Annotated in this window: 21 protein-coding genes; 15 read left to right on the top strand and 6 right to left on the bottom strand. The window is 42.9% G+C overall.

The window, feature by feature from the left end:
• The first annotated feature begins 11 nt into the window (after positions 1-11).
• A complete protein-coding gene (locus LCD34_RS04595; protein ID WP_224558584.1) occupies positions 12-728 on the top strand; it encodes a pseudouridine synthase in 717 nt (238 codons plus the stop codon).
• Between the two features lie 264 nt (positions 729-992).
• On the opposite strand, the gene LCD34_RS04590 is transcribed toward LCD34_RS04595, so the two are convergent.
• Both LCD34_RS04590 and LCD34_RS04585 read right to left on the bottom strand, forming a co-directional pair.
• On the bottom strand, positions 993-1214 hold the full coding sequence (locus LCD34_RS04590; protein ID WP_008356419.1) for a DeoR family transcriptional regulator: 222 nt from the start codon (positions 1212-1214) through the stop codon (positions 993-995).
• Positions 1215-1583: 369 nt separating this feature from the next.
• Positions 1584-2882 carry an NCS2 family permease gene (locus LCD34_RS04585; RefSeq protein ID WP_017358329.1) on the bottom strand — a complete coding sequence of 433 codons (1299 nt, stop codon included), beginning with the start codon at positions 2880-2882 and terminating at the stop codon, positions 1584-1586.
• Between the two features lie 94 nt (positions 2883-2976).
• Between LCD34_RS04585 and pepV the strand changes: the two genes are divergently transcribed.
• Positions 2977-4377: a dipeptidase PepV gene (gene pepV / locus LCD34_RS04580; protein WP_212338386.1), complete on the top strand. Its 1401-nt coding sequence runs from the start codon at positions 2977-2979 to the stop codon at positions 4375-4377.
• A gap of 27 nt (positions 4378-4404) precedes the next feature.
• Positions 4405-5022 carry a Type 1 glutamine amidotransferase-like domain-containing protein gene (locus LCD34_RS04575; RefSeq protein ID WP_017367872.1) on the top strand — a complete coding sequence of 206 codons (618 nt, stop codon included), beginning with the start codon at positions 4405-4407 and terminating at the stop codon, positions 5020-5022.
• 52 nt (positions 5023-5074) lie between these two features.
• On the opposite strand, the gene cysK is transcribed toward LCD34_RS04575, so the two are convergent.
• A complete protein-coding gene (cysK, locus tag LCD34_RS04570; protein ID WP_411238087.1) occupies positions 5075-6004 on the bottom strand; it encodes a cysteine synthase A in 930 nt (309 codons plus the stop codon).
• A gap of 93 nt (positions 6005-6097) precedes the next feature.
• Here cysK and thpR point away from each other — a divergent pair, with 93 nt between their 5' ends.
• The 4 genes from thpR to LCD34_RS04550 all read left to right on the top strand — a co-directional run bounded on the left by thpR (position 6098) and on the right by LCD34_RS04550 (position 9672).
• Positions 6098-6649: an RNA 2',3'-cyclic phosphodiesterase gene (thpR, locus tag LCD34_RS04565; protein WP_060781647.1), complete on the top strand. Its 552-nt coding sequence runs from the start codon at positions 6098-6100 to the stop codon at positions 6647-6649.
• A 25-nt stretch (positions 6650-6674) separates the two neighbouring features.
• Entirely contained in the window at positions 6675-7610 is a 936-nt protein-coding gene (locus LCD34_RS04560) for a hypothetical protein (protein WP_008343036.1), read from the top strand.
• A gap of 47 nt (positions 7611-7657) precedes the next feature.
• Positions 7658-8587, top strand: a complete 930-nt coding sequence (locus tag LCD34_RS04555) for a YegS/Rv2252/BmrU family lipid kinase (RefSeq protein WP_057079190.1) — start codon at positions 7658-7660, stop codon at positions 8585-8587.
• A 284-nt stretch (positions 8588-8871) separates the two neighbouring features.
• Complete coding sequence (locus LCD34_RS04550) at positions 8872-9672, top strand: phosphotransferase family protein (RefSeq protein WP_205627782.1); 801 nt, start codon at positions 8872-8874, stop codon at positions 9670-9672.
• On the opposite strand, the gene LCD34_RS04545 is transcribed toward LCD34_RS04550, so the two are convergent.
• Positions 9669-9944: a YtzH-like family protein gene (locus tag LCD34_RS04545; protein ID WP_024719286.1), complete on the bottom strand. Its 276-nt coding sequence runs from the start codon at positions 9942-9944 to the stop codon at positions 9669-9671. The genes LCD34_RS04550 and LCD34_RS04545 overlap by 4 nt on opposite strands.
• Positions 9945-10132: 188 nt before the next feature.
• On the opposite strand from LCD34_RS04545, the gene trmB reads away from it, so the two are divergent.
• The 3 genes from trmB (at position 10133) to LCD34_RS04530 (ending at position 13509) form a co-directional block, all read left to right on the top strand.
• Positions 10133-10774 (top strand): tRNA (guanosine(46)-N7)-methyltransferase TrmB, encoded by a 642-nt coding sequence (trmB, locus tag LCD34_RS04540; RefSeq protein WP_025207815.1) that lies wholly within the window; start codon positions 10133-10135, stop codon positions 10772-10774.
• Positions 10775-10889: 115 nt separating this feature from the next.
• Entirely contained in the window at positions 10890-11738 is an 849-nt protein-coding gene (locus LCD34_RS04535; protein WP_008343041.1) for a YtnP family quorum-quenching lactonase, read from the top strand.
• 73 nt (positions 11739-11811) lie between these two features.
• Positions 11812-13509: an NAD-dependent malic enzyme gene (locus LCD34_RS04530; RefSeq protein WP_008343042.1), complete on the top strand. Its 1698-nt coding sequence runs from the start codon at positions 11812-11814 to the stop codon at positions 13507-13509.
• A gap of 41 nt (positions 13510-13550) precedes the next feature.
• On the opposite strand, the gene LCD34_RS04525 is transcribed toward LCD34_RS04530, so the two are convergent.
• A complete protein-coding gene (locus tag LCD34_RS04525; protein WP_003217759.1) occupies positions 13551-13865 on the bottom strand; it encodes a PepSY domain-containing protein in 315 nt (104 codons plus the stop codon).
• Positions 13866-14064: 199 nt separating this feature from the next.
• Here LCD34_RS04525 and LCD34_RS04520 point away from each other — a divergent pair, with 199 nt between their 5' ends.
• Positions 14065-15138: a M42 family metallopeptidase gene (locus tag LCD34_RS04520; RefSeq protein WP_159159894.1), complete on the top strand. Its 1074-nt coding sequence runs from the start codon at positions 14065-14067 to the stop codon at positions 15136-15138.
• A gap of 218 nt (positions 15139-15356) precedes the next feature.
• Here the strand turns inward: LCD34_RS04520 and LCD34_RS04515 are convergent, their stop codons facing one another.
• Positions 15357-15803, bottom strand: coding sequence for a YtoQ family protein (locus tag LCD34_RS04515; protein WP_007501817.1), 447 nt, complete (start codon positions 15801-15803; stop codon positions 15357-15359).
• 200 nt (positions 15804-16003) lie between these two features.
• Here LCD34_RS04515 and LCD34_RS04510 point away from each other — a divergent pair, with 200 nt between their 5' ends.
• Genes LCD34_RS04510 through ytpR form a run of 4 tightly spaced genes read left to right on the top strand, consistent with a single transcriptional unit; the run spans position 16004 to position 18792 of the window.
• On the top strand, positions 16004-17032 hold the full coding sequence (locus LCD34_RS04510; protein ID WP_019743715.1) for a PTS transporter subunit IIC: 1029 nt from the start codon (positions 16004-16006) through the stop codon (positions 17030-17032).
• Positions 17019-17339 carry a thioredoxin family protein gene (locus LCD34_RS04505; protein ID WP_003217665.1) on the top strand — a complete coding sequence of 107 codons (321 nt, stop codon included), beginning with the start codon at positions 17019-17021 and terminating at the stop codon, positions 17337-17339. The genes LCD34_RS04510 and LCD34_RS04505 overlap by 14 nt, the downstream gene beginning before the upstream one ends.
• An 18-nt stretch (positions 17340-17357) precedes the next feature.
• Complete coding sequence (locus LCD34_RS04500; RefSeq protein ID WP_007501814.1) at positions 17358-18170, top strand: DUF1444 domain-containing protein; 813 nt, start codon at positions 17358-17360, stop codon at positions 18168-18170.
• A 16-nt stretch (positions 18171-18186) separates the two neighbouring features.
• A complete protein-coding gene (gene ytpR, locus LCD34_RS04495; RefSeq protein WP_050827573.1) occupies positions 18187-18792 on the top strand; it encodes a YtpR family tRNA-binding protein in 606 nt (201 codons plus the stop codon).
• Positions 18793-18891 lie beyond the last annotated feature (99 nt).

The raw sequence follows: 18891 nt of genomic DNA, 5'->3' as shown, positions 1-18891 counted from the left end.
GGTGGAGAAGCATGAGGCTTGATAAATTGCTGGCCAATACCGGCTTTGGTTCAAGGAAAGATGTAAAGAAGCTGGTCAAGGCCCGGGCTGTCACAGTGAATGGAGAAGTGGCGAAGCAGGTGAAAGATCATGTCGATCCAACAAATGATGAAGTGCTCGTGCATGGAGAGCGTGCAGAGTATAAAGAATTCATTTATCTCATGATGAACAAGCCAGATGGTGTCATTTCAGCAACGGAGGATCTGCGAGATGAGACGGTTGTTGATTTACTAGAGCCAGAGGATATGGCAAGGGAGCCATTCCCTGTGGGGAGACTGGATAAGGATACAGTCGGTCTCCTCCTCCTTACAAATGACGGTCAGCTTGCTCATCAATTGTTATCTCCGAAAAAGCATGTCCCGAAAACGTATGAAGTTCATCTGAAATACCCGCTTGGAGATCAAGACATCACTCGTCTTGAAGAGGGAGTTGTGATTTTAGACGACTACCGAACGAAGCCGGCGAAGGTTGAAGTAGATGCCAACCAAGAGGCAGATACAAGAATCCGTTTAACGATTACAGAAGGGAAGTACCATCAAGTGAAGCTGATGGCACAAGCAGTGGGCAATGAAGTGATCTTTTTAAAACGGCTCTCGATGGGGGCTGTTTCATTAGACGAAGATTTGGCGCCAGGAGAATACCGTGAATTGACGGAGGAAGAGTTAGACAGCTTAATCAATCGTGATTAATATAGAGAAAATGAAAAGAACCGGCATATCGCCGGTTCTTTTAGCGTGTAGACAAACCCTCGCATTCGGTGTCAGTCCTGCGTGCTGGTGCTCACGAATGTCCAATTCGCTCCGCTCCAGTACTCGTCCTTCCTAGGGCTGCAAAGGTTTTCTATCACGCTAAGACAAAGGGCTAAAATCAAGTTCATTTTATCCCTTCGTCAACAAAATGAAAAGAACCGGCGACCGCCGGTTCTTTTTGTTATATGGAAGTTCATTATTCGCTTATGATGATATTTTTACTTTTTTTCTCGTTGTTTCCCATTTGCCTCTGCTTGGACTATGAACAAGATCGTTATAGGCAAGCACGTTTAAGTCTCTTTGGATGGTTCTAGGTGTGATCCCGAATTCATCAACCAGCTCTTGTGTCGTCACAAGACCTTTCTCTTGAATGAACATATAAACTGATTTTATTCGAGTCATCATACGGTTTGTTGAAGGTTTCAAAAAACCACTCCCTATCAATAAGATCGGATGGACTTGACTAACCACAACTTACTACACTAAAACTGCGACATAAGGACATGCAACAATGGTAAATGTTCGTGTTTCTTAATGTTTTATTCTATTATACACGTTATTATGCATCTAGTTCCACCAAAAAGTCAACTTTACGTGTTTTTAAACTTGTCTTCATGAATGAAATTATGTTATATATCATGATTTGAATCCGGTTACAACCCAATAAACACAAGGCGTATAAAGAAGTTTATCACTTAAGAAAGATCAAAAAATAAACACAGAAAATTTACAAAATAAAAAATCATTTATACAAAAAAGACACATTCAAATGAGAAATGTGTCTTTTTATTTTGGTTATCCTTCTAAGAAAAAGAGCTGCACGAAAAATAAGACGGCAAAAATGAGCACAAGAATATGCACTTCTTTCCATTTTCCTTTTGCCAGCTTCACAAGAGGATATGAAATAAATCCTAGTGAAATCCCAGTAGAGATGCTAGATGTCAGCGGCATGGAAAGAATCACAAGAAAAGCAGGAAATGCTTCGTCAAGCTCATTCCAGCGAATACGTGACACTGAATTCATCATCAAACAGCCGACAATGATTAAGACAGGTGAAGTGATGGACGGCAAAGACGAAATGGCTTGAACGAGTGGACCAAAAAACAAGGCCACAATAAACAATGCAGCAACGGTTAAAGAGGTCAGTCCAGTTCTTCCGCCAGCAGCAACTCCTGATGATGATTCAATGTAAGCTGTGGTTGGGCTTGTTCCAAACATTGAGCCAATTGTCGTTGCAGCAGAGTCAGCAAGTAAGGCTCTGCGTACTTTTGGGAGCTGACCATTTTTCATTAAACCTGCTTGTTCCGCAACCCCGATCATTGTTCCTGTTGTATCAAAAATCGTCACAAGTAAAAAGGAGAAGACAACAGCATACAAGTGATGGGAAAATACATCGCCAAACGCAGCGAATGGGTTTGTAATCAGCATTCCTTCAGGCAGTGCTGGGGTATCCACTAGCACTTTAGGAAAATGAAGCTGGCCTGTTGCAAGTGCAATTAATGTGGTTGCTAACATGCCGATAAACAGCGCTCCATTCACTTGAAGAACCATTAATATGACAGAAATCATTAAACCAACGAGTGTCAAAATGACAACAGGTGAGCTTAAATTGCCAAGCTTCACAAGATTTTGTGGATCAGCAGTGATGATTCCAGACTGTCTTAGCCCAATGAATGCAATAAATAATCCGATACCTGCTGTAATCCCGTACTTTAAATTATCTGGAATCGCCTCAATGAGTTGTTTTCTAAGGGATGTTAACGATAAAATAATAAAGAGTATTCCAGCAACAAATACCGCACTAAATGCTGTTTGATAGCTGAGACCCCCACCACCGACAACAGTGACGGTGAAATAGACATTCAGCCCCATACCTGGTGCAATGGCAATTGGATAGTTTGCAAAGAGTGCCATCCAGAGTGTACCGACAACAGCAGCGATAATGGTTGCAGTAAAGACTTGGTCAAAAGGAATGCCTGCATCTGAAAGGATTCCTGGATTGACGGCTACAATATATACCATCGTAAAAAATGTCGTCATACCAGCGAGTAATTCTTTCTTTATGTTGGTTTGGTTCTCTTTTAACTGAAACATAAAATCCTCCATTTACGAACATTATTACAAAACACTTAATATAATATTCGTTTTAAGGGTGGATTGCAACCTTTTTTCAAGGAGGAATGGAAAAATGAATTGGGAAGCAGAAGTCATACGAAAAAAAGACAGTTTGATTCAAGATACACAATCTTTTTTACAAATTGAAAGTGTCTTGGATGAAGAAGGCGGCACAGAAGGAAAACCGTTCGGTGAAAAAGTGGATGAGGCTCTTCAGTATTTGCTCAAAAAAGGGCAGGACGAGGGCTTCAAAGTGAAAAATGTTGATGGTTATGCTGGTCATATTGAATATGGAGAAGGCGAAGACATCGTCGGTGTGCTATGCCATGTGGATGTCGTGCCTGCGGGTGACGACTGGACAACCCCACCATTTTCAGCGGACATAAGAGAAAATAAAATCTTTGCAAGAGGAGCCATTGATGATAAAGGGCCGACCATGGCGGCGTTTTACGCATTGAAAATGTTAAAAGATGCCGGTCTGCCGCTGTCGAAAAAGATTCGAATCATCATTGGCACAGATGAAGAAAGCGATTGGCGCTGCGTCGATCACTATTTCAAGCATGAGGCGATGCCACAAATTGGGTTTGCACCAGATGCTGATTTTCCAATTATTCATGCTGAAAAAGGGATCATAGATGCCATCGTATCCTTTACATACGAACAATCAGAAGAAAACAAGCGTTACATCCTCAAGCAATTCACATCAGGCATGCGTCTCAATATGGTTCCAGATGAGGCTCGCGCAATTGTGGCAGCAGCAAACGATCACGATGCTGAAGCATTAAAAACGGCTTTTGCAGCCTATCTTGCGGAAAATCAGTTAACCGGTGAGGCAAACCATACAGCAGATGGACTGACATTCACATTAAAAGGTGTATCAGTTCATGCAATGGAGCCGGCGAATGGCACAAATGCGGGCATTCATATGGCGAATTTCTTATGTGAGCATGAATTAGATGAAAGAGGGCTCGCATTTACATCACAAATAAAGGCTTTATTTGATCAAGACACAAGAGGACAAAAACTCGGCATCGCTTGTAAGGATGATATTAGTGGTGACTTGACCTTGAATGTTGGCACAATCCGCTATTCGCAAAACGAAGAAGCGAAGCTTGGGCTGAATGTCCGCTATCCCGTAACTGCGGACGGTGAGGAAGTCAAAAAAGGGATTGAACGAATAAAAGGGGCAGCGATTGAGAAATTTGATGACAGTCCACCTCATCACGTCTCAAAAGACCATCCACTTGTGAAAACATTACAGCGTGTCTACGAAGAACAAACAGGAGATCCTGCCCATCTTATTGCAATTGGGGGAGGAACGTATGCAAGGTCATTAGAAGCAGGTGTTGCCTTTGGTCCTCTATTCCCAGGAAGACCTGATTGCGCACATCAAAAGGATGAATATATCGAAATCGATGATTTACTAAGAGCAACTGCGCTATATGCACAAGCCATGTATGAATTGGCGAAATAAGAAAGAAAAGAGAAGAGGGGATTCACCGTGAAAAAAATGTTCTTATGCTCTTCATTCAAAGACAGCTATTCTCTCTTGTCTGACTTTGCAGGTGACACCTTAAAAGGAAAAAGTGTGACATTCATTCCGGCAGCCAGTGAAGTGGAAGAAGTCACGCACTATGTCGATGCAGCAAAAGAAGCCTTTCATCAATTAGAAATGCGTGTAGAGACTGTTCATCTGCCCAAGCAAACGGTTCAGGAGATCACACAGATCATTGGAAAGAATGATGTCATTTATGTATCTGGCGGCAATACTTTTTATTTGCTGCAAGAATTAAGAAAGCACGGACTCGATCGTGTATTGAAAGAAGAGATCGGCAAAGGCAAGCTGTATATCGGAGAATCCGCGGGGAGTATTATCATGGCGCCAAGCATTGAATACATCTCACTGATGGATGATCAGGAGAAAGCACTAGAGTTATCCTCCTTTGAAGGATTCGATGAGATCAACAGCTATCCGGTACCGCATATAAACAATCCTTATTTAGGTGAAGCCGCGCAGCATATCATAGAGAAAGATCAAAATACGCTCTCTTTATGCCCGCTCACTGATGAACAAGTTTTGCTTGTGACAGGCGAACAGACTGAGGTCAAGACGGTCTGAGTTGTTCATATGACGATGAAAAAGGAACAGGAGCATACGCCCTGTTCCTTTTTTAATCTTGAAACACATCACTTGATAAATAACGTTCACCCGTGTCTGCTGTCATACAAATGACAATGTGATCCTTTGGCATTTGCTTGGCCGCTTCAATCGCTGCATAGCATGCCGCACCAGATGATGGACCGACTAAAATACCTTCAAGACGGGCGAGCTTTCGTGTGATGTCGTAAGCATCTTCATCACTCACTTGCACAATCTCATCATACACCTGTTCGTTTAAAATATGTGGGATAAATCCTGGACTTGTGCCAACAAGCTTATGTTTGCCAGGTTTCCCGCCTGATAAAACAGGAGACCCCTTTGGCTCTGCCACATGTATCGTCAATTCCGGGAATGCTTTTTTGAGTTCCTCTCCAGTGCCTGTAATGGTTCCGCCCGTTCCAGCAGTTGCGACAAAAGCGGCAAGGGGCTGCCCGATCTGTTGCACTGCATCGATAATTTCTACAGCCGTTGTCCCTCTATGAGCATCGGGGTTCGCACCGTTGTCAAATTGCATGGGAATAAAGCTGTTAGGAATTTGAGCAGCTAATTCTTCTGCCTTGCGAATACAGCCTGGCATTTTTTCCTCCCCTGGGGTTAAGACGACCTGTGCGCCGTATGCCTTTAAAATATTGATTCTTTCTTGGGTCATCGAATCAGGCATGATCAGAATGGCTTTGTAGCCTCTTGCAGCAGCGTTCATCGCTAAGCCAATTCCTGTATTCCCGCTCGTTGGTTCAATAATTGTTGCCCCTTTTGTGAGCTTTCCTTGTTTTTCTGCCTCAAGGATCATATTGTAAGCAGCCCGATCTTTTACACTTCCGCTAGGATTAAATGATTCCAGTTTTAAATAAACAGCAGCGCCATGTTCTGGCTGAAGGCGCTGTAATTTTACAAGTGGTGTATGACCTATTAATTCAGCTATATTTTGTGCAACCTTCATCATGTGACACCCTTTCTTCTCATTCCGCATTACTTTAGTTATACTATCATCAATGGGGATTCGTAAAGTTTGTTAAAAAGGACAGGTGAAAATATGGCCGAAAGCCGTCATTATTTTATCGGGATTCCAATCCCTGAACAACTCGCGTATCAAATGAAAGCGGATATAGACAAGAGGAGCGGACTTTCCTTTCAAAAATGGACAGAACCCACTGATTATCATGTCACCCTTGTGTTTTTAGGCGCGATTCCAGAGGACCGTTTAAATAAGATATCTGAGCTGCTTGAACAGCTGTCTCATGAGGTGTCTGTTTTCCCGTTGAAGCTGAATGAAGTAGGAATATTTGGTCAAAAGGAGCGGCCGAGAGTCTTTTTTGCAAAGCCTAGTGAAAGTAAGCCTTTGATGGATCTAAGAGAAAAGGTAAAAACAGCCGTTTTGACAGCAGGTCATCCTGTCGAAAAGAGACCCTTTCATCCACATATGACGATTGCGCGCAAATGGAATAGAGAACAGTCCTATATAGAACAAGCGCCCTTACGGAAAGAACCATATTCGATGGAGGTTTCTAGTATCGCTTTATTTGAAATTCGTCTAAAAGAAACCCCACGTTATCACGCGATCAAACAATTTACACTACATAAATGATTCTAGAGGTTGGAGTGAGCAGCAGATGGCGCAAATTATTAAAATCCAAGATTATATATCACGATATGAACAAGACCCGCATCATTACATCAATCAGTTTATTCGGTTGAAAAAACAAAGGTGGGACGAGTTAAAAAAGGCTTCAAAAGAGCAGGTGCAAAAGCAGGCTGACCAAGCCACCGAGCAAGCACCTGAGCAAGAGGAAGAAAAGAGAAAGAAATTCTCCTTAAAAAGAAAGCAAAAAGAAGCCGATATGAAAAAGGAACGGGACCTGAGTCTTTTTAACGAGCCAACAGATATAGAACAAGGTGTTTTTACAAACGTTCCTACCGATGAAACGAAGCTGATTCACTTTTTTAAGGATCATCTTTACGATGTTCAATTAAAATGGGCCAGCTCGACGATCTCTCATATTTCAACTGTCTCTCACCACATTCGATATGATGAAAAGCTGCGGATGCTTGCAAGGCAGCTGCCAGATTCTTATTTTGTGATGTACAAGCCGGTGCTGCTCATTCAAAAAGCTGAGATGGAATTGTGTCCAGTGCTCATTACGCCGCTTGAAGTCATCTGTTTATCTTTCTTAGAAGCAGAGCCAGACAGCGTATATATTGGATCGAAGGAACGTTTTTGGGAAAAGCGGGCGACTGGAAAAGCTGTTCAATCCGTCTTGAACCCTTGCGCAAGCCTTCTTCGCTCTGGAACTGTTGTGTCAAAAATTTTACAGCAAAGTGGTGTGGAGCTTCCTGTGAAAAAAATCCTCATCAGCCGCACCTCGTATATTGATTTGCCCGAAGTTCCATTCGGGATGGAGGTTGTCGATAAGAAGAAAGCGGAGGATTGGTTTGAAAAGCAGCGGAAAAACACCGCGCCGACAAAGCACCAGCAATTTAAGGCGACAAAGGCATTGCTCGCTTATGGTGAATCAGACAGCAAAAGAAGGCAGGAATGGCTTGATTAAAGGCATATCAAGGTCACCAAAAAATGAGACCTGAGTGGAGCTAATATATGAATGAATGGTACTTTATCGTCAATCCAGCAGCAGGACAAGGAAAAGGACTCCGCACTTGGAGAAGCATAGAGAAAGAATTACAAAAGGTAGAGATCTCATACAGATCGTTTCTTACCCAGCATGAAGGACATGCCGAAGTTTTGGCGAGACAGATTAGCGCTATGCAAGACGACAGATTGAAACGGTTGATCGTCATTGGCGGTGACGGCACAATTCATGAAGTGCTAAATGGTTTAAAAGAAATCGATCATGTGCAGCTAAGCTTTGTCCCAGCAGGTCATTGGAATGATGCTGCGAAGGGGCTGGGCATCCAGCGTCATGATGTGATCAAAGAAGTGAGAAAACAAAAGAGGATGCTGACGAAAACATTTTCTCTCGGTTCCTTTCAAGATCATGCAGAAAGTCCGCAATCTGTTCTTTTTCTCAATCATATTGGTGTTGGGTTTGATGCGCATGTTTTGAAGAGAACGGTACATTTTAGAGGGAAAAAGTGGCTCAACCGACTCAAACTCGGGTTTATCATCTACCCGCTGTCTTTTCTACATTCGTTATGGTCATTCAAACCGTTTGACCTTGCTCTTTTTATTGAAAATGAGAGAAAAGTATTTCGCCAAGTGTGGTTTGTGATCGTATGTAATCACCCTTATTATGGGGGCGGGCTGGAAGCAGCGCCCGAAGCGAGTGCGAGGCAATCAGGATTTCAAACGCTCGTTGTCACGGATTTGAATCCATTGAAAGTTCTCTTATTTTTAAGTGCAATGGTTTTTAAAAAGCACCTTGTAATGGAGGGAGTCACCCTTTTTCAGCATGAAGAAGCCTACTTGGAGGCAGATGAAAAAATCTTATTTCACGCCGATGGAGAAGTGATTGGCGCCACTCCAGTGTTTGTTAAGGCTAGTGATCGATCGTTAAAATTACGTGGCTAAGAAGCAGCCAGTGTGCGCACGAGCAAAAGAAACATGAAAAAAGACTTCCTTTTTCATAAGGTTCTTGTCCTGATTTTCTAGTTTTGCTTGACGAGTATAAGAAGGTAGCGATAAAATCTATAGGACGGCTATTGTTTAGCATCTCATTCTCAATAGCTGTCCTTTTTGTTTTTATGATCATATAAATAAAAAATAAACAGCCAATTGATCTCAATCGGCTGAATTTTGTCGACTAAAAAAGCATGATTTAAAATATTTTAAGAAATGATGGGTTGAAAATTGATATGAACTGGTTGGGACAAATATTAGGTAGCGAATGGCACATCTCTCCTGCTGGAGGCGCTACGGGAGATGCGTACTTCGCAACACACAATGACCAAAAGCTATTTTTAAAACGCAATACGTCACCGTTTCTTGCGGTTTTGTCAGCTGAAGGCATTGTGCCGAAGCTTGTCTGGACAAAACGGATGGAAAATGGGGATGTCATTACTGCGCAGCACTGGCTGAGCGGCAGAGAGCTGAAGCCAAAGGACATGAATGACCGTCCTGTAGCGGAGCAGCTAAGAAAAATTCATACATCAAAAGAGCTGCTCGATATGCTGAAACGATTAGAAAAGCACTCGCTTGACCCGGCATCGATCTTGATGCATCTCAAGGCATCGATCTTAAAAGAGCAGATTGACTCACATGATATCACGCGTGCTATCCAGTATTTAGAGAAACATGTGGAGGCAGTTCATTTCGAGGATAAGGTCGTATGCCATTGTGACCTCAACCATAATAATTGGCTGCTGACAGATGAAAATCAGCTCTTTTTAATTGATTGGGATGGGGCAATGATTGCAGATCCAGCGATTGATCTTGGACCGCTCTTATACCATTATGTTGAAGAAGAGAACTGGGAAAGCTGGCTCTCTATGTATGGTGCTCCGCTGACTGACAACTTGCGAAAACGCATGGCATGGTATGTGCTGGCTGAAACCGTATCGTTTGTCGTTTGGCATAAAAGAAAAGGAAATGAAAAGGCGCAAAAAGAAGTGCAAGCCGAGCTACATGCACTCTTAAAACGGTTAAACATCCATTAAGACAGTGGAATGTTCTCGACCCAGTCAGATAGATGCGATTGATGCGCTTCGATATGTGCATCAATTGAACTGACAGAAGTGCCTTTTTGGCTGTAATCATAAATATCGGTTAGTAGCTGACGAACGTCAGCATCCAAATCTTCTTTTGCCAGCATTAATTGAATCACTCGTCCCACCTGTTCATATTCTGCAACAGTCCCGCAGCAATCCAGCTGGTGATCAGTTAAAATATCTTTGATTAATTGAAGCTGATGTTGGCGGTTTAATCCCATACGTATGCTCCTTTCAAGCATGTCATTTATGTGGTTAAACTGTGCATTCAGCTTTGATTTTATACATGAAGCAGACCAGCCCAAATAGCAGCTGGTCTTTTTCATATGTGCGGATAAGTTGCTGTCTTGCGGCTCTTTATGTTTCATGGTATCTTGATAAAATGTAAAGAAAATAGAGGTGTATCAAATTGAGAATGCGACATAAACCGTGGGCGGATGATTACTTAGCTGAAAATGCTCATATTGCTTTAGCCAACCCTGAACAATACAAAGGGAAATGGCATGAGCTGTTTGGAAATGATCATCCAATCCATATCGAAGTCGGTACAGGAAAAGGGAGTTTTATTGCCGGAATGGGCAAGCTTCATCCTGAGATAAACTATATCGGCATTGAATTATTTAAAAGTGTCATTGTGACGGCAGTCGATAAAATCAAAGAAACAGATGTAGAAAACGTAAAGCTTCTAAACATCAACGCAGAGACACTGACAGATGTCTTTGCGGAAAATGAGATTGATCGGGTGTATTTGAACTTCTCTGATCCGTGGCCAAAATCAAGGCATGAAAAACGGAGATTGACATTTAAAGCTTTTTTAAAGCGATATGAACAGATCCTCCGTCCAGGCGGTGAATTACATTTCAAAACCGATAACCGCGGACTATTTGAATATTCCTTGAAAAGCTTTTCGTCTTACGGACTCCTTTTAACGTATGTGAGCCTTGATTTACATGAGGATGGTCTCGAAGGAAATGTCATGACAGAATATGAAGAGAAATTCTCTTCCATGGGACAACCGATCTATCGATCAGAAGTAAAATTCCCTGAATAAAAAGCGAACAAAGCTGGCTGCAACGAACGATTGCGGTCAGCTTTTTTGATGAAAAGATTAGCACATGCGATTTTCCTTTGTATTTGCTACGATAGAAAAAGGAGGGATGACAGCAATGGAGACAATGAAAATAGGTGAAATGGAACTGTTCTGGTTAAATGGGGGAGATACACACATGGATGGCGGTGCCATGTTTGGCGTGGTGCCAAAGCCATTATGGTCAAAAAAATACCCTGTGAATGATCGAAATCAAATTGAATTACGGTGTGATCCAATGCTCATACGGTGGAACGGTCTTCATCTGTTAGTAGATTCCGGCATCGGGTCAGGGAAGCTGACAGAGAAACAAAAACGCAATTATGGCGTCACAGAGGAAACGAAAATAGAAGAATCACTTGCGGCTCTCGGTTTGCGCCCATCTGATATAGATTACGTCTTAATGACTCATTTGCATTTTGATCATGCAAGCGGGCTGACAAAACGTGAAGGCGATGAGCTCGTGTCTGTTTTTCAGCAGGCAAAAATCATCACGTCCAAAATTGAATGGGACGAAATGAGAGCGCCGAACATCCGCTCAAGAAATACATATTGGAAAGAAAACTGGGAGCCTGTTGCCGATCAAGTCATGACATTTGAAGATAGCATCGAAGTAACAGAAGGCATCCGCCTGCATCATACAGGCGGACATAGCGATGGGCATAGCATCTTAACGCTCACAAGTCAGGGAGAAACGGCTATACATTTAGCGGATATCATGCCGACACACGCTCATAAAAACCCGCTATGGGTCTTGGCATACGATGATTATCCAATGACCTCGATCCCAGCGAAGCAAAAATGGCAGGCATTCGCCGAAGAAAACAATGCATGGTACTTGTTTTATCATGATGCCATCTACCGTGCTGTAAAGTGGGATGAAGACGGGGCAATGACCCATGAGGTCAAAAGAGAAACCGGAAGATAAAAGATCATCTGTATGTTTTTTCGCCTTTCACACAAAATAACGACAAAATGAACTTGTGAAAGGAAGAGTGCAGGTGAATCAATTTTATCGTGTACATGGTGATGTCATCGAGACACCGTTAAGAGGGATGGAAGTCATGTCTGTCCCTTATTTAAACAAAGGGGTCGCATTTACAAAGGAAGAGCGGGAAGAGCTTGGGTTAAAGGGATTTCTGCCGCCGAAGGTGTTAACACTAGAGGATCAAGCAAAGCGTGCATATGAGCAGTTCAAAGCACAGCCAGACGCACTTGGGAAAAATGTCTATTTAACTGCGCTTCATGACAGAAATGAAGTGCTCTTTTATAAATTATTAAATGAGCATTTGGCAGAAATGCTGCCGATTGTTTACACACCGACCGTAGGAACAGCGATTCAGCGTTACAGCCACGAGTATAGAAAGCCAAGAGGAATTTATTTATCTATTGATGACCTAGAAGGAATGGAAGAAATTTTTGCATCTTACGGAGTGGATGAATCAATTGATCTCATTGTCGCAACAGATGCAGAAGGAATTTTAGGCATCGGCGACTGGGGTGTTGGCGGAATTGCCATTTCAGTCGGGAAGCTGGCTGTTTATACAGCCGCAGCAGGTATTGATCCTAGCCGTGTGCTGGCAGTGGTGCTTGATGCTGGGACCAACCAGGAAAGCCTTTTAAATGATCCGCTTTATGTGGGAAATCAGCACTCCCGCGTTCGAGGAGAGCGCTATGATCAGTTTATTGATCAATATGTTGAGCTTGCCCGTGCGACTTTTCCAAATGCACTTCTTCACTGGGAAGACTTCGGTACAAAAAATGCGCGCGCCATTTTGGAAAAATATAAGGACCGTATTTGTACGTTTAATGATGATATTCAAGGAACTGGAGCTGTCTCACTTGCTGCCGTTCTGGCTTGTGCAAAAGCATCGAAGGTTCCGCTGAAAGATCACCGAATCGTGATCTTTGGAGCAGGTACAGCAGGGATTGGTATAGCCGAGCAAATTCGTGATGCCATCGTGCGAGATGGTGTCAAAGAAGAGGAATCATATGATCATTTCTGGTGTATTGATAAAACGGGACTGCTCACAGATGATTCACCTGACATTCAGCCATTCCAAAAGCCGTATGCAAGACGTTCTGATGAAGTGAAGGACTATGCACGTAATGGTCCAAAGCATTCAATTGATTTGTTAGAGGTCGTGAAGCAGGCGAAACCTACGATCTTAATTGGTACCTCAACTGTAGGTGGGGCATTTACAGAGGAAATAGTGAAAGAAATGGCGTCACATGTAGAACGGCCAGCGATTTTACCGATGTCTAACCCAACACCTCTTTCAGAGGCAAAGCCAGAAGATCTCATTGAGTGGACAGAAGGACGTGCGCTTGTCACAACGGGAAGCCCGTTTGATCCAGTTGAATATGGCGGTGTGACATATGAAATTGGGCAGGCAAATAATGCCCTTGTGTTTCCAGGGCTTGGTCTTGGAACGATTGTGTGTAAAGCCCGCCTCATGACAGACAGCATGTTTGTTGCGAGTGCTGAAGCGATTGCGAGCATGGTCAATGTCGGAAAACCGGGTGCTGCGATGCTTCCAAGTGTTGATCAGCTTCGAACAGTTTCAGCGACAGTGGCTGTCCGTGTGGCACAAGCAGCGATTGACGAAGGAATTGCGGAAGAAACCCCTGATGATCTCATTCAGGCTGTGCAAGACGCCATGTGGCACCCTGTATACAAAAAAATCAAAGCCATCTAAAAAAAGCTTCGCAAGGACTTGTCTTTGCGAAGCTTTCTTAATTAAGCAACAGAATCAATGACATCAACGATCATGCCTGTTTTTGCATCAATCATGACTTCATACTGTTCAAGCTCGCCAAAGGCGGAGCGTGTAATGCCAGATTTGTACACATCAATCGTTTCACCATTTACGGTATACGGTTCAGGTACAGTATAAATCCAAGAGCCATCAATCGGGCCGCGCTGTTTAAAAGCGGATTTCACAATTTTTAACGCTTTTTCAGACGAGATATACGTCGGGAAAAAGACTTTCTTTGCAACAATTGCAGCGGCTACGCCAATACTCGCACCAATCAGAACATGTTTTAACTTCAACGTGCTGCACCTCCGTATTGCTGTTTTTTCCATTATACAAAACTTGTCCAGCGATGTTAAGAAATCCGAATACTTGAAAGCATATTCAAAATTTCTGGAGAGATACTTGGAAAACCGAAAGAATTCTTATAGTATAAAGTGAGTGTTATTTTTATAGGAATTTATATGGTCATTACATAGAAATGAGGGTAACTGTCAAATGAACGAAGAAACAATGTCGCTTTTCCGAAATTTAACAGAACTACAGGGGACTCCAGGTAATGAGCACCATGTGCGTGCTTTTATGAAAAAGGAACTTGAGAAATATTCCGATGAACTCATACAGGATCGTCTTGGCGGAGTGTTTGGTGTCCGCAAAGGTCCAGAGAAGGCACCTAAGATTATGGTGGCTGGTCATATGGATGAAGTCGGCTTTATGGTGTCATCCATTACGAAAAATGGAATGATTCGTTTTCAAACACTTGGCGGCTGGTGGAGTCAAGTGATGCTTGCGCAGCGCGTGGATGTTCATACGGATCACGGACCAATTCCGGGAGTTGTATCGAGCACACCTCCTCACCTTCTGACACCAGAACAAAAAAGCAAACCAGTAAAACCGTCAGATATGCTCATTGATATTGGTGCAGACAGTGAAGAAGAAGCGAAAGAGCTTGGCGTCCGCCCAGGGCAGCAAATCGTTCCTGCAACGGTCTTTACCCCAATGGCCAATCCAAAAAAGATTTTAGCCAAAGCTTGGGATAACCGCTATGGGTGCGGACTTGCCATTGAATTATTGAAAGAATTAAAAGACGAAACCCTCTCATGTCAATTGTATTCAGGTGCAACCGTACAAGAGGAAGTAGGGCTCAGAGGGGCTGAGGTAGCTGCGAATATGATTCAGCCGGATCTGTTCTTTGCTCTAGATGCGAGTCCTGCAAATGATGTGACGGGAGACAAATCACAATTTGGCCAGCTTGGAAAAGGTGCACTTCTTCGTATTTATGATCGCACGATGATTACGCACCGAGGCATGAGAGAATTTGTCCTCGATACAGCCGAAACAAACAATATTCCATATCAATATTTCGTATCGCCGGGCGGTACGGATGCTGGACGTGTTCATATCTCAAATCAAGGTGTACCGTCTGCTGTTATTGGTGTATGTGCGCGTTACATTCATACAAGTCACTCTGTCTTGCATGTGGACGATTATGCAGCGGCAAAAGAATTAATTGTTCGTCTTGTGAAAAATTGTGATCAAAGCACGGTGGATTCGATTTATCAACAAGTGTAAACGATAAGAAAAAGGCTGCCTCTTTTAAGAGCACAGCCTTCAGCGTGTAGAAGCTGGTGCTCACGAATGTGAAATTCGCTCCGTGCCAGTACTCGTCCTTCCTAGTGCTGCAAAGGTTTTCTATCACGCTGAAAAGAAGACAAAGGGCTAAAATAAAGTTCATTTTAGCCCTTTGTCAATAATATGAAGGCTGTCTCATTAAGAGCACAGCCTTTTTCTTATTCCTGTTCAAACACGTATGACAACGCCTTAATCGCTTGATTCACTGTTTCGACAGTGATATTTGCTTTGTTTGATAGTTCCTTTAGTGGATGATGTAATTCTTTAGGACGAATCAAAATAAGGGGTTTTCCTTTGGCGATGGCAGAAGAAGCATCCATTGCAGTATTCCACTGTTTATATTTCTCACCAAAGCGGGCGATGACGACGTCTGCCTTATTTAATAATAGTTCGGTGCGGAAATTGTTCAAATCAGAAGCCGCATCGTCTTTCAAGATGGCATTTGGCTGCCCGCCTAAAATATCTTCTCCGATGTTATCTGATCGGTCATGATTCTCCATTGGACCAACAAACGTCACTGGGAGTTTCAACGACTGGCTTTTTTCCTTAATTTCATCGCGCCACTGGCTATGAATTTCTCCAGCTAAATAAACCGTTAATTGCATAACAATCTCCTCCTTGTGCACAAACTTAGTAAAGGTTTGCCCTGTTTCTTTTCATGTTACACAAGAAGTGCTTGATAAAGCAAAAAAAATATGATTATGATATTCATGGTAGAGACTATTTTTCATCGTAAGAAGACTACATATAATGGGAAGGACAGGCCTCTTCGTCTTTCCTATGAGAAAGCAGGAAGACGACGTTGATGACTTATTTAAAAAGAAAGGGTATTTCCCTTTCGCCAAAGGTGTATTTTATTGATGCACTCTCTTATATGGCTTTAGGTCTATTTGCTACATTAGTGGTAGGGCTGATTTTAAAAACAGCAGGCGGCCTGTTATCATTTCCTCTCATCGTGGAAATGGGAACGCTCGCAATGGGGCTGATGGGACCAGCAATTGGCGTAGCGGTTGCTTATCGCTTAAACGCTTCTCCTTTAATTATTTTCGCAAGTGTTGTTTCAGGTGCCGCTGGAGCAGAGCTTGGGGGACCTGCTGGAAGCTTCGTGGCTGCTCTCATTGGTGTGGAATTAGGCAAACTGATCAGTGGTGAGACAAGAATTGATATTATTTTAACGCCGCTTGTGACCATTATCACAGGTTTTCTCACCGCTGCTTTCATCGGCCCTGGGATTCAGGCGGTGATGACAGGGCTCGGCAGGCTGATCGTATGGGGGACTGATCAAAGTCCACTCATCATGGGCATGCTGGTTGCAACCATTGTTGGACTTGCTCTTAGCTCACCGATTTCAAGCGCTGCGCTTGCGCTGATGCTTGATTTAAGCGGTCTTGCTGCTGGTGCGGCAACGATTGGCTGCTGTGCGCAGATGGTCGGCTTTGCTGCTGCAGGATTTAGAGAAAATCGTTTTGGCGGTCTTGCTGCGGTAGGCATTGGAACATCAAAACTACAGCTGCCGAACATTGTGAAAAATCCGCTCATTCTCATTCCGCCGACGATTGCAGGACTGATTCTTGCGCCAATTGGTATTATTGGCTTTGGGATGGTCAATAATGCGGCAGGAGCGGGTATGGGAACGAGCGGTCTTGTCGGCCAGCTCATGACACTCACAGTCATGGGATTTCATCCATCCGTTTTCCTCGCAATTGCTCTTTTGCATATCGTTGGCCCGGCAGTGATTAGTTTGGTAGTATCAGAATGGATGAGAAAGAAAGGCTATATACAATTCGGAGATTTAAGTATACAAACTGGAGGAATCAAACATGAAAAAAATTGAATCAAACGAAGAATTACAAAAAGTGATTCAAGAAGACTTAACCGTATTACTATTTTCAGCTGACTGGTGCCCTGACTGCACATTTATTGAGCCGTTTTTGCCAGAGCTTGAAGCAAACTATCCAGAATTTGAATACTTCTATGTGGATAGAGATCAGTTCATCGACACTTGTGCAGAGTGGGAAATTTACGGAATTCCAAGCTTTTTAGTCTTTAAAAACGGACAAGAGATCAACCGTTTTGTCAGCAAAGATCGTAAGACAAAGGAAGAGATTGAAGCATTTTTAACAGATTCTCTTTCTAAATAACGAAAGGAGGGTCTTATCATGGCGAAAATGACATCAAGACAGCTTGCCAATCAATTGAAAAGCCGTCTGACGAACGACAGCTGGACCCACCAGTTTGACAGGGAAAAAGATACGCTTCGTGTGGAAGATAAACATACAGGAAAGGGCATCACGCTTGAGCTCCCGCCGATTATTGCAAAGTGGGAAGTAAAGCCTGATGAAACACTGGATGAGATCGTTTATTATGTGAAAGAGGCGCTCAGCGCTATGAAAGGTGAAGCGCAGCACATCTCAGGTAAAGAGAAGCACATTTATCCGGTCATTCGTTCAACGTCCTTTCCAGAAACATCAAGTGATAAGATTCCGCTCGTTTTTGATGAGCATACAGCAGAGACAAGAATCTACTATGCACTTGACCTTGGAAGCACCTACAGATTAATTGACGAGAAGATGCTGCAAAAGGAAAACTGGACAAAAGAACGAATCAGAGAAACCGCAAGTTTTAACGTCCGTTCACTAAAGACTGTCGTGAAAATGGATGAAGTGGCGGGCAACCGTTTTTATTTCTTCCGTGCAAACGACGGGTACGATGCAAGCAGAATATTAAATGAATCGATTTTACAAGAATACGCGCAAAAAGTAGAGGGGCAAATGGCTATTTCCGTTCCCCATCAAGATGTGTTCATCATTGCAGATGTACGCAATGAATCAGGCTATGATATTTTAGGGCAAATGTCGATGAGCTTCTTCGCCAGTGGCACGGTTCCGATTACGGCCTTGTCATTTTTATATGACGAAGGCAAGCTTGAACCGATCTTTATTCTTGCAAAAAGCAGACCAAAACAGCAGTAGAAGGGAATTTTGAAGAATGAACGTTTTTTATAATGCAGAAGGTGTCGGCGATACACTCCTTATTTCATTGAAAGATGTAACAAGAGAAGAAGTAGGTCATGAAACGTTTGGAGATGTCGTAAGAATCTTCAATCAAGACACAAAAGAAACAACAGGTTTTAATATTTTCAATGCATCTACTTACATGAAAATTGATGAAAACGGATCTGTACCGCTTTCTGAAACGCTTGTTCAAGATATCAATGAAATTTTGAACCGCAACGGTGTCAGTGAAACATTAACAGTTGATCTATCACCTAAGTTTGTGGTCGGTTATGTGAAGGAAAAAGAAAAACATCCGAATGCAGATAAACTGAACATTTGCCAAGTAGATGTTGGCGATGAAACCTTACAAATCGTGTGCGGTGCACCAAACGTTGATCAAGGTCAATATGTTGTGGTTGCAAAGGTTGGTGCTGTGATGCCGAGCGGTTTGGTGATCAAAGATGCTGAACTAAGAGGTGTTCCTTCAAGCGGAATGATTTGTTCTGCAAAAGAATTAGATCTTCCGAATGCGCCTGCTGAAAAAGGGATCCTTGTTCTAGAAGGAAGCCGCCAAGCTGGCGAACCATTTGAAGCGTAACCTCCCATAAACGGGTACAAATGAGCGAAGAATGTGTTATACCAAAAGTCACTAAGTATGTACTTAGTGACTTTTTTTCATCTACAGACAGCATGAACA

This window comes from Bacillus sp. RAR_M1_44, from assembly GCF_020165935.1.
GTDB lineage: Bacteria > Bacillota > Bacilli > Bacillales > Bacillaceae > Bacillus > Bacillus altitudinis.
The sequence above is the reverse complement of the archived record's forward strand: the minus strand, read 5'-3'. Positions and strand labels throughout refer to the sequence as shown.

Bases quoted from the DNA above. Each gene is read 5' to 3' on its own strand.
- LCD34_RS04595 (WP_224558584.1), top strand. From the start codon at position 12: ATGAGGCTTGATAAATTGCTGGCCAATACCGGCTTTGGTTCAAGGAAA.
- LCD34_RS04585 (WP_017358329.1), bottom strand. From the start codon at position 2,882: ATGTTTCAGTTAAAAGAGAACCAAACCAACATAAAGAAAGAATTACTC.
- pepV (WP_212338386.1), top strand. From the start codon at position 2,977: ATGAATTGGGAAGCAGAAGTCATACGAAAAAAAGACAGTTTGATTCAA.
- cysK (WP_411238087.1), bottom strand. From the start codon at position 6,004: ATGAAGGTTGCACAAAATATAGCTGAATTAATAGGTCATACACCACTT.
- thpR (WP_060781647.1), top strand. From the start codon at position 6,098: ATGGCCGAAAGCCGTCATTATTTTATCGGGATTCCAATCCCTGAACAA.
- LCD34_RS04560 (WP_008343036.1), top strand. From the start codon at position 6,675: ATGGCGCAAATTATTAAAATCCAAGATTATATATCACGATATGAACAA.
- LCD34_RS04555 (WP_057079190.1), top strand. From the start codon at position 7,658: ATGAATGAATGGTACTTTATCGTCAATCCAGCAGCAGGACAAGGAAAA.
- LCD34_RS04550 (WP_205627782.1), top strand. From the start codon at position 8,872: ATGAACTGGTTGGGACAAATATTAGGTAGCGAATGGCACATCTCTCCT.
- LCD34_RS04545 (WP_024719286.1), bottom strand. From the start codon at position 9,944: ATGGGATTAAACCGCCAACATCAGCTTCAATTAATCAAAGATATTTTA.
- LCD34_RS04535 (WP_008343041.1), top strand. From the start codon at position 10,890: ATGGAGACAATGAAAATAGGTGAAATGGAACTGTTCTGGTTAAATGGG.
- LCD34_RS04520 (WP_159159894.1), top strand. From the start codon at position 14,065: ATGAACGAAGAAACAATGTCGCTTTTCCGAAATTTAACAGAACTACAG.
- LCD34_RS04515 (WP_007501817.1), bottom strand. From the start codon at position 15,803: ATGCAATTAACGGTTTATTTAGCTGGAGAAATTCATAGCCAGTGGCGC.
- LCD34_RS04510 (WP_019743715.1), top strand. From the start codon at position 16,004: ATGACTTATTTAAAAAGAAAGGGTATTTCCCTTTCGCCAAAGGTGTAT.
- LCD34_RS04505 (WP_003217665.1), top strand. From the start codon at position 17,019: ATGAAAAAAATTGAATCAAACGAAGAATTACAAAAAGTGATTCAAGAA.
- LCD34_RS04500 (WP_007501814.1), top strand. From the start codon at position 17,358: ATGGCGAAAATGACATCAAGACAGCTTGCCAATCAATTGAAAAGCCGT.
- ytpR (WP_050827573.1), top strand. From the start codon at position 18,187: ATGAACGTTTTTTATAATGCAGAAGGTGTCGGCGATACACTCCTTATT.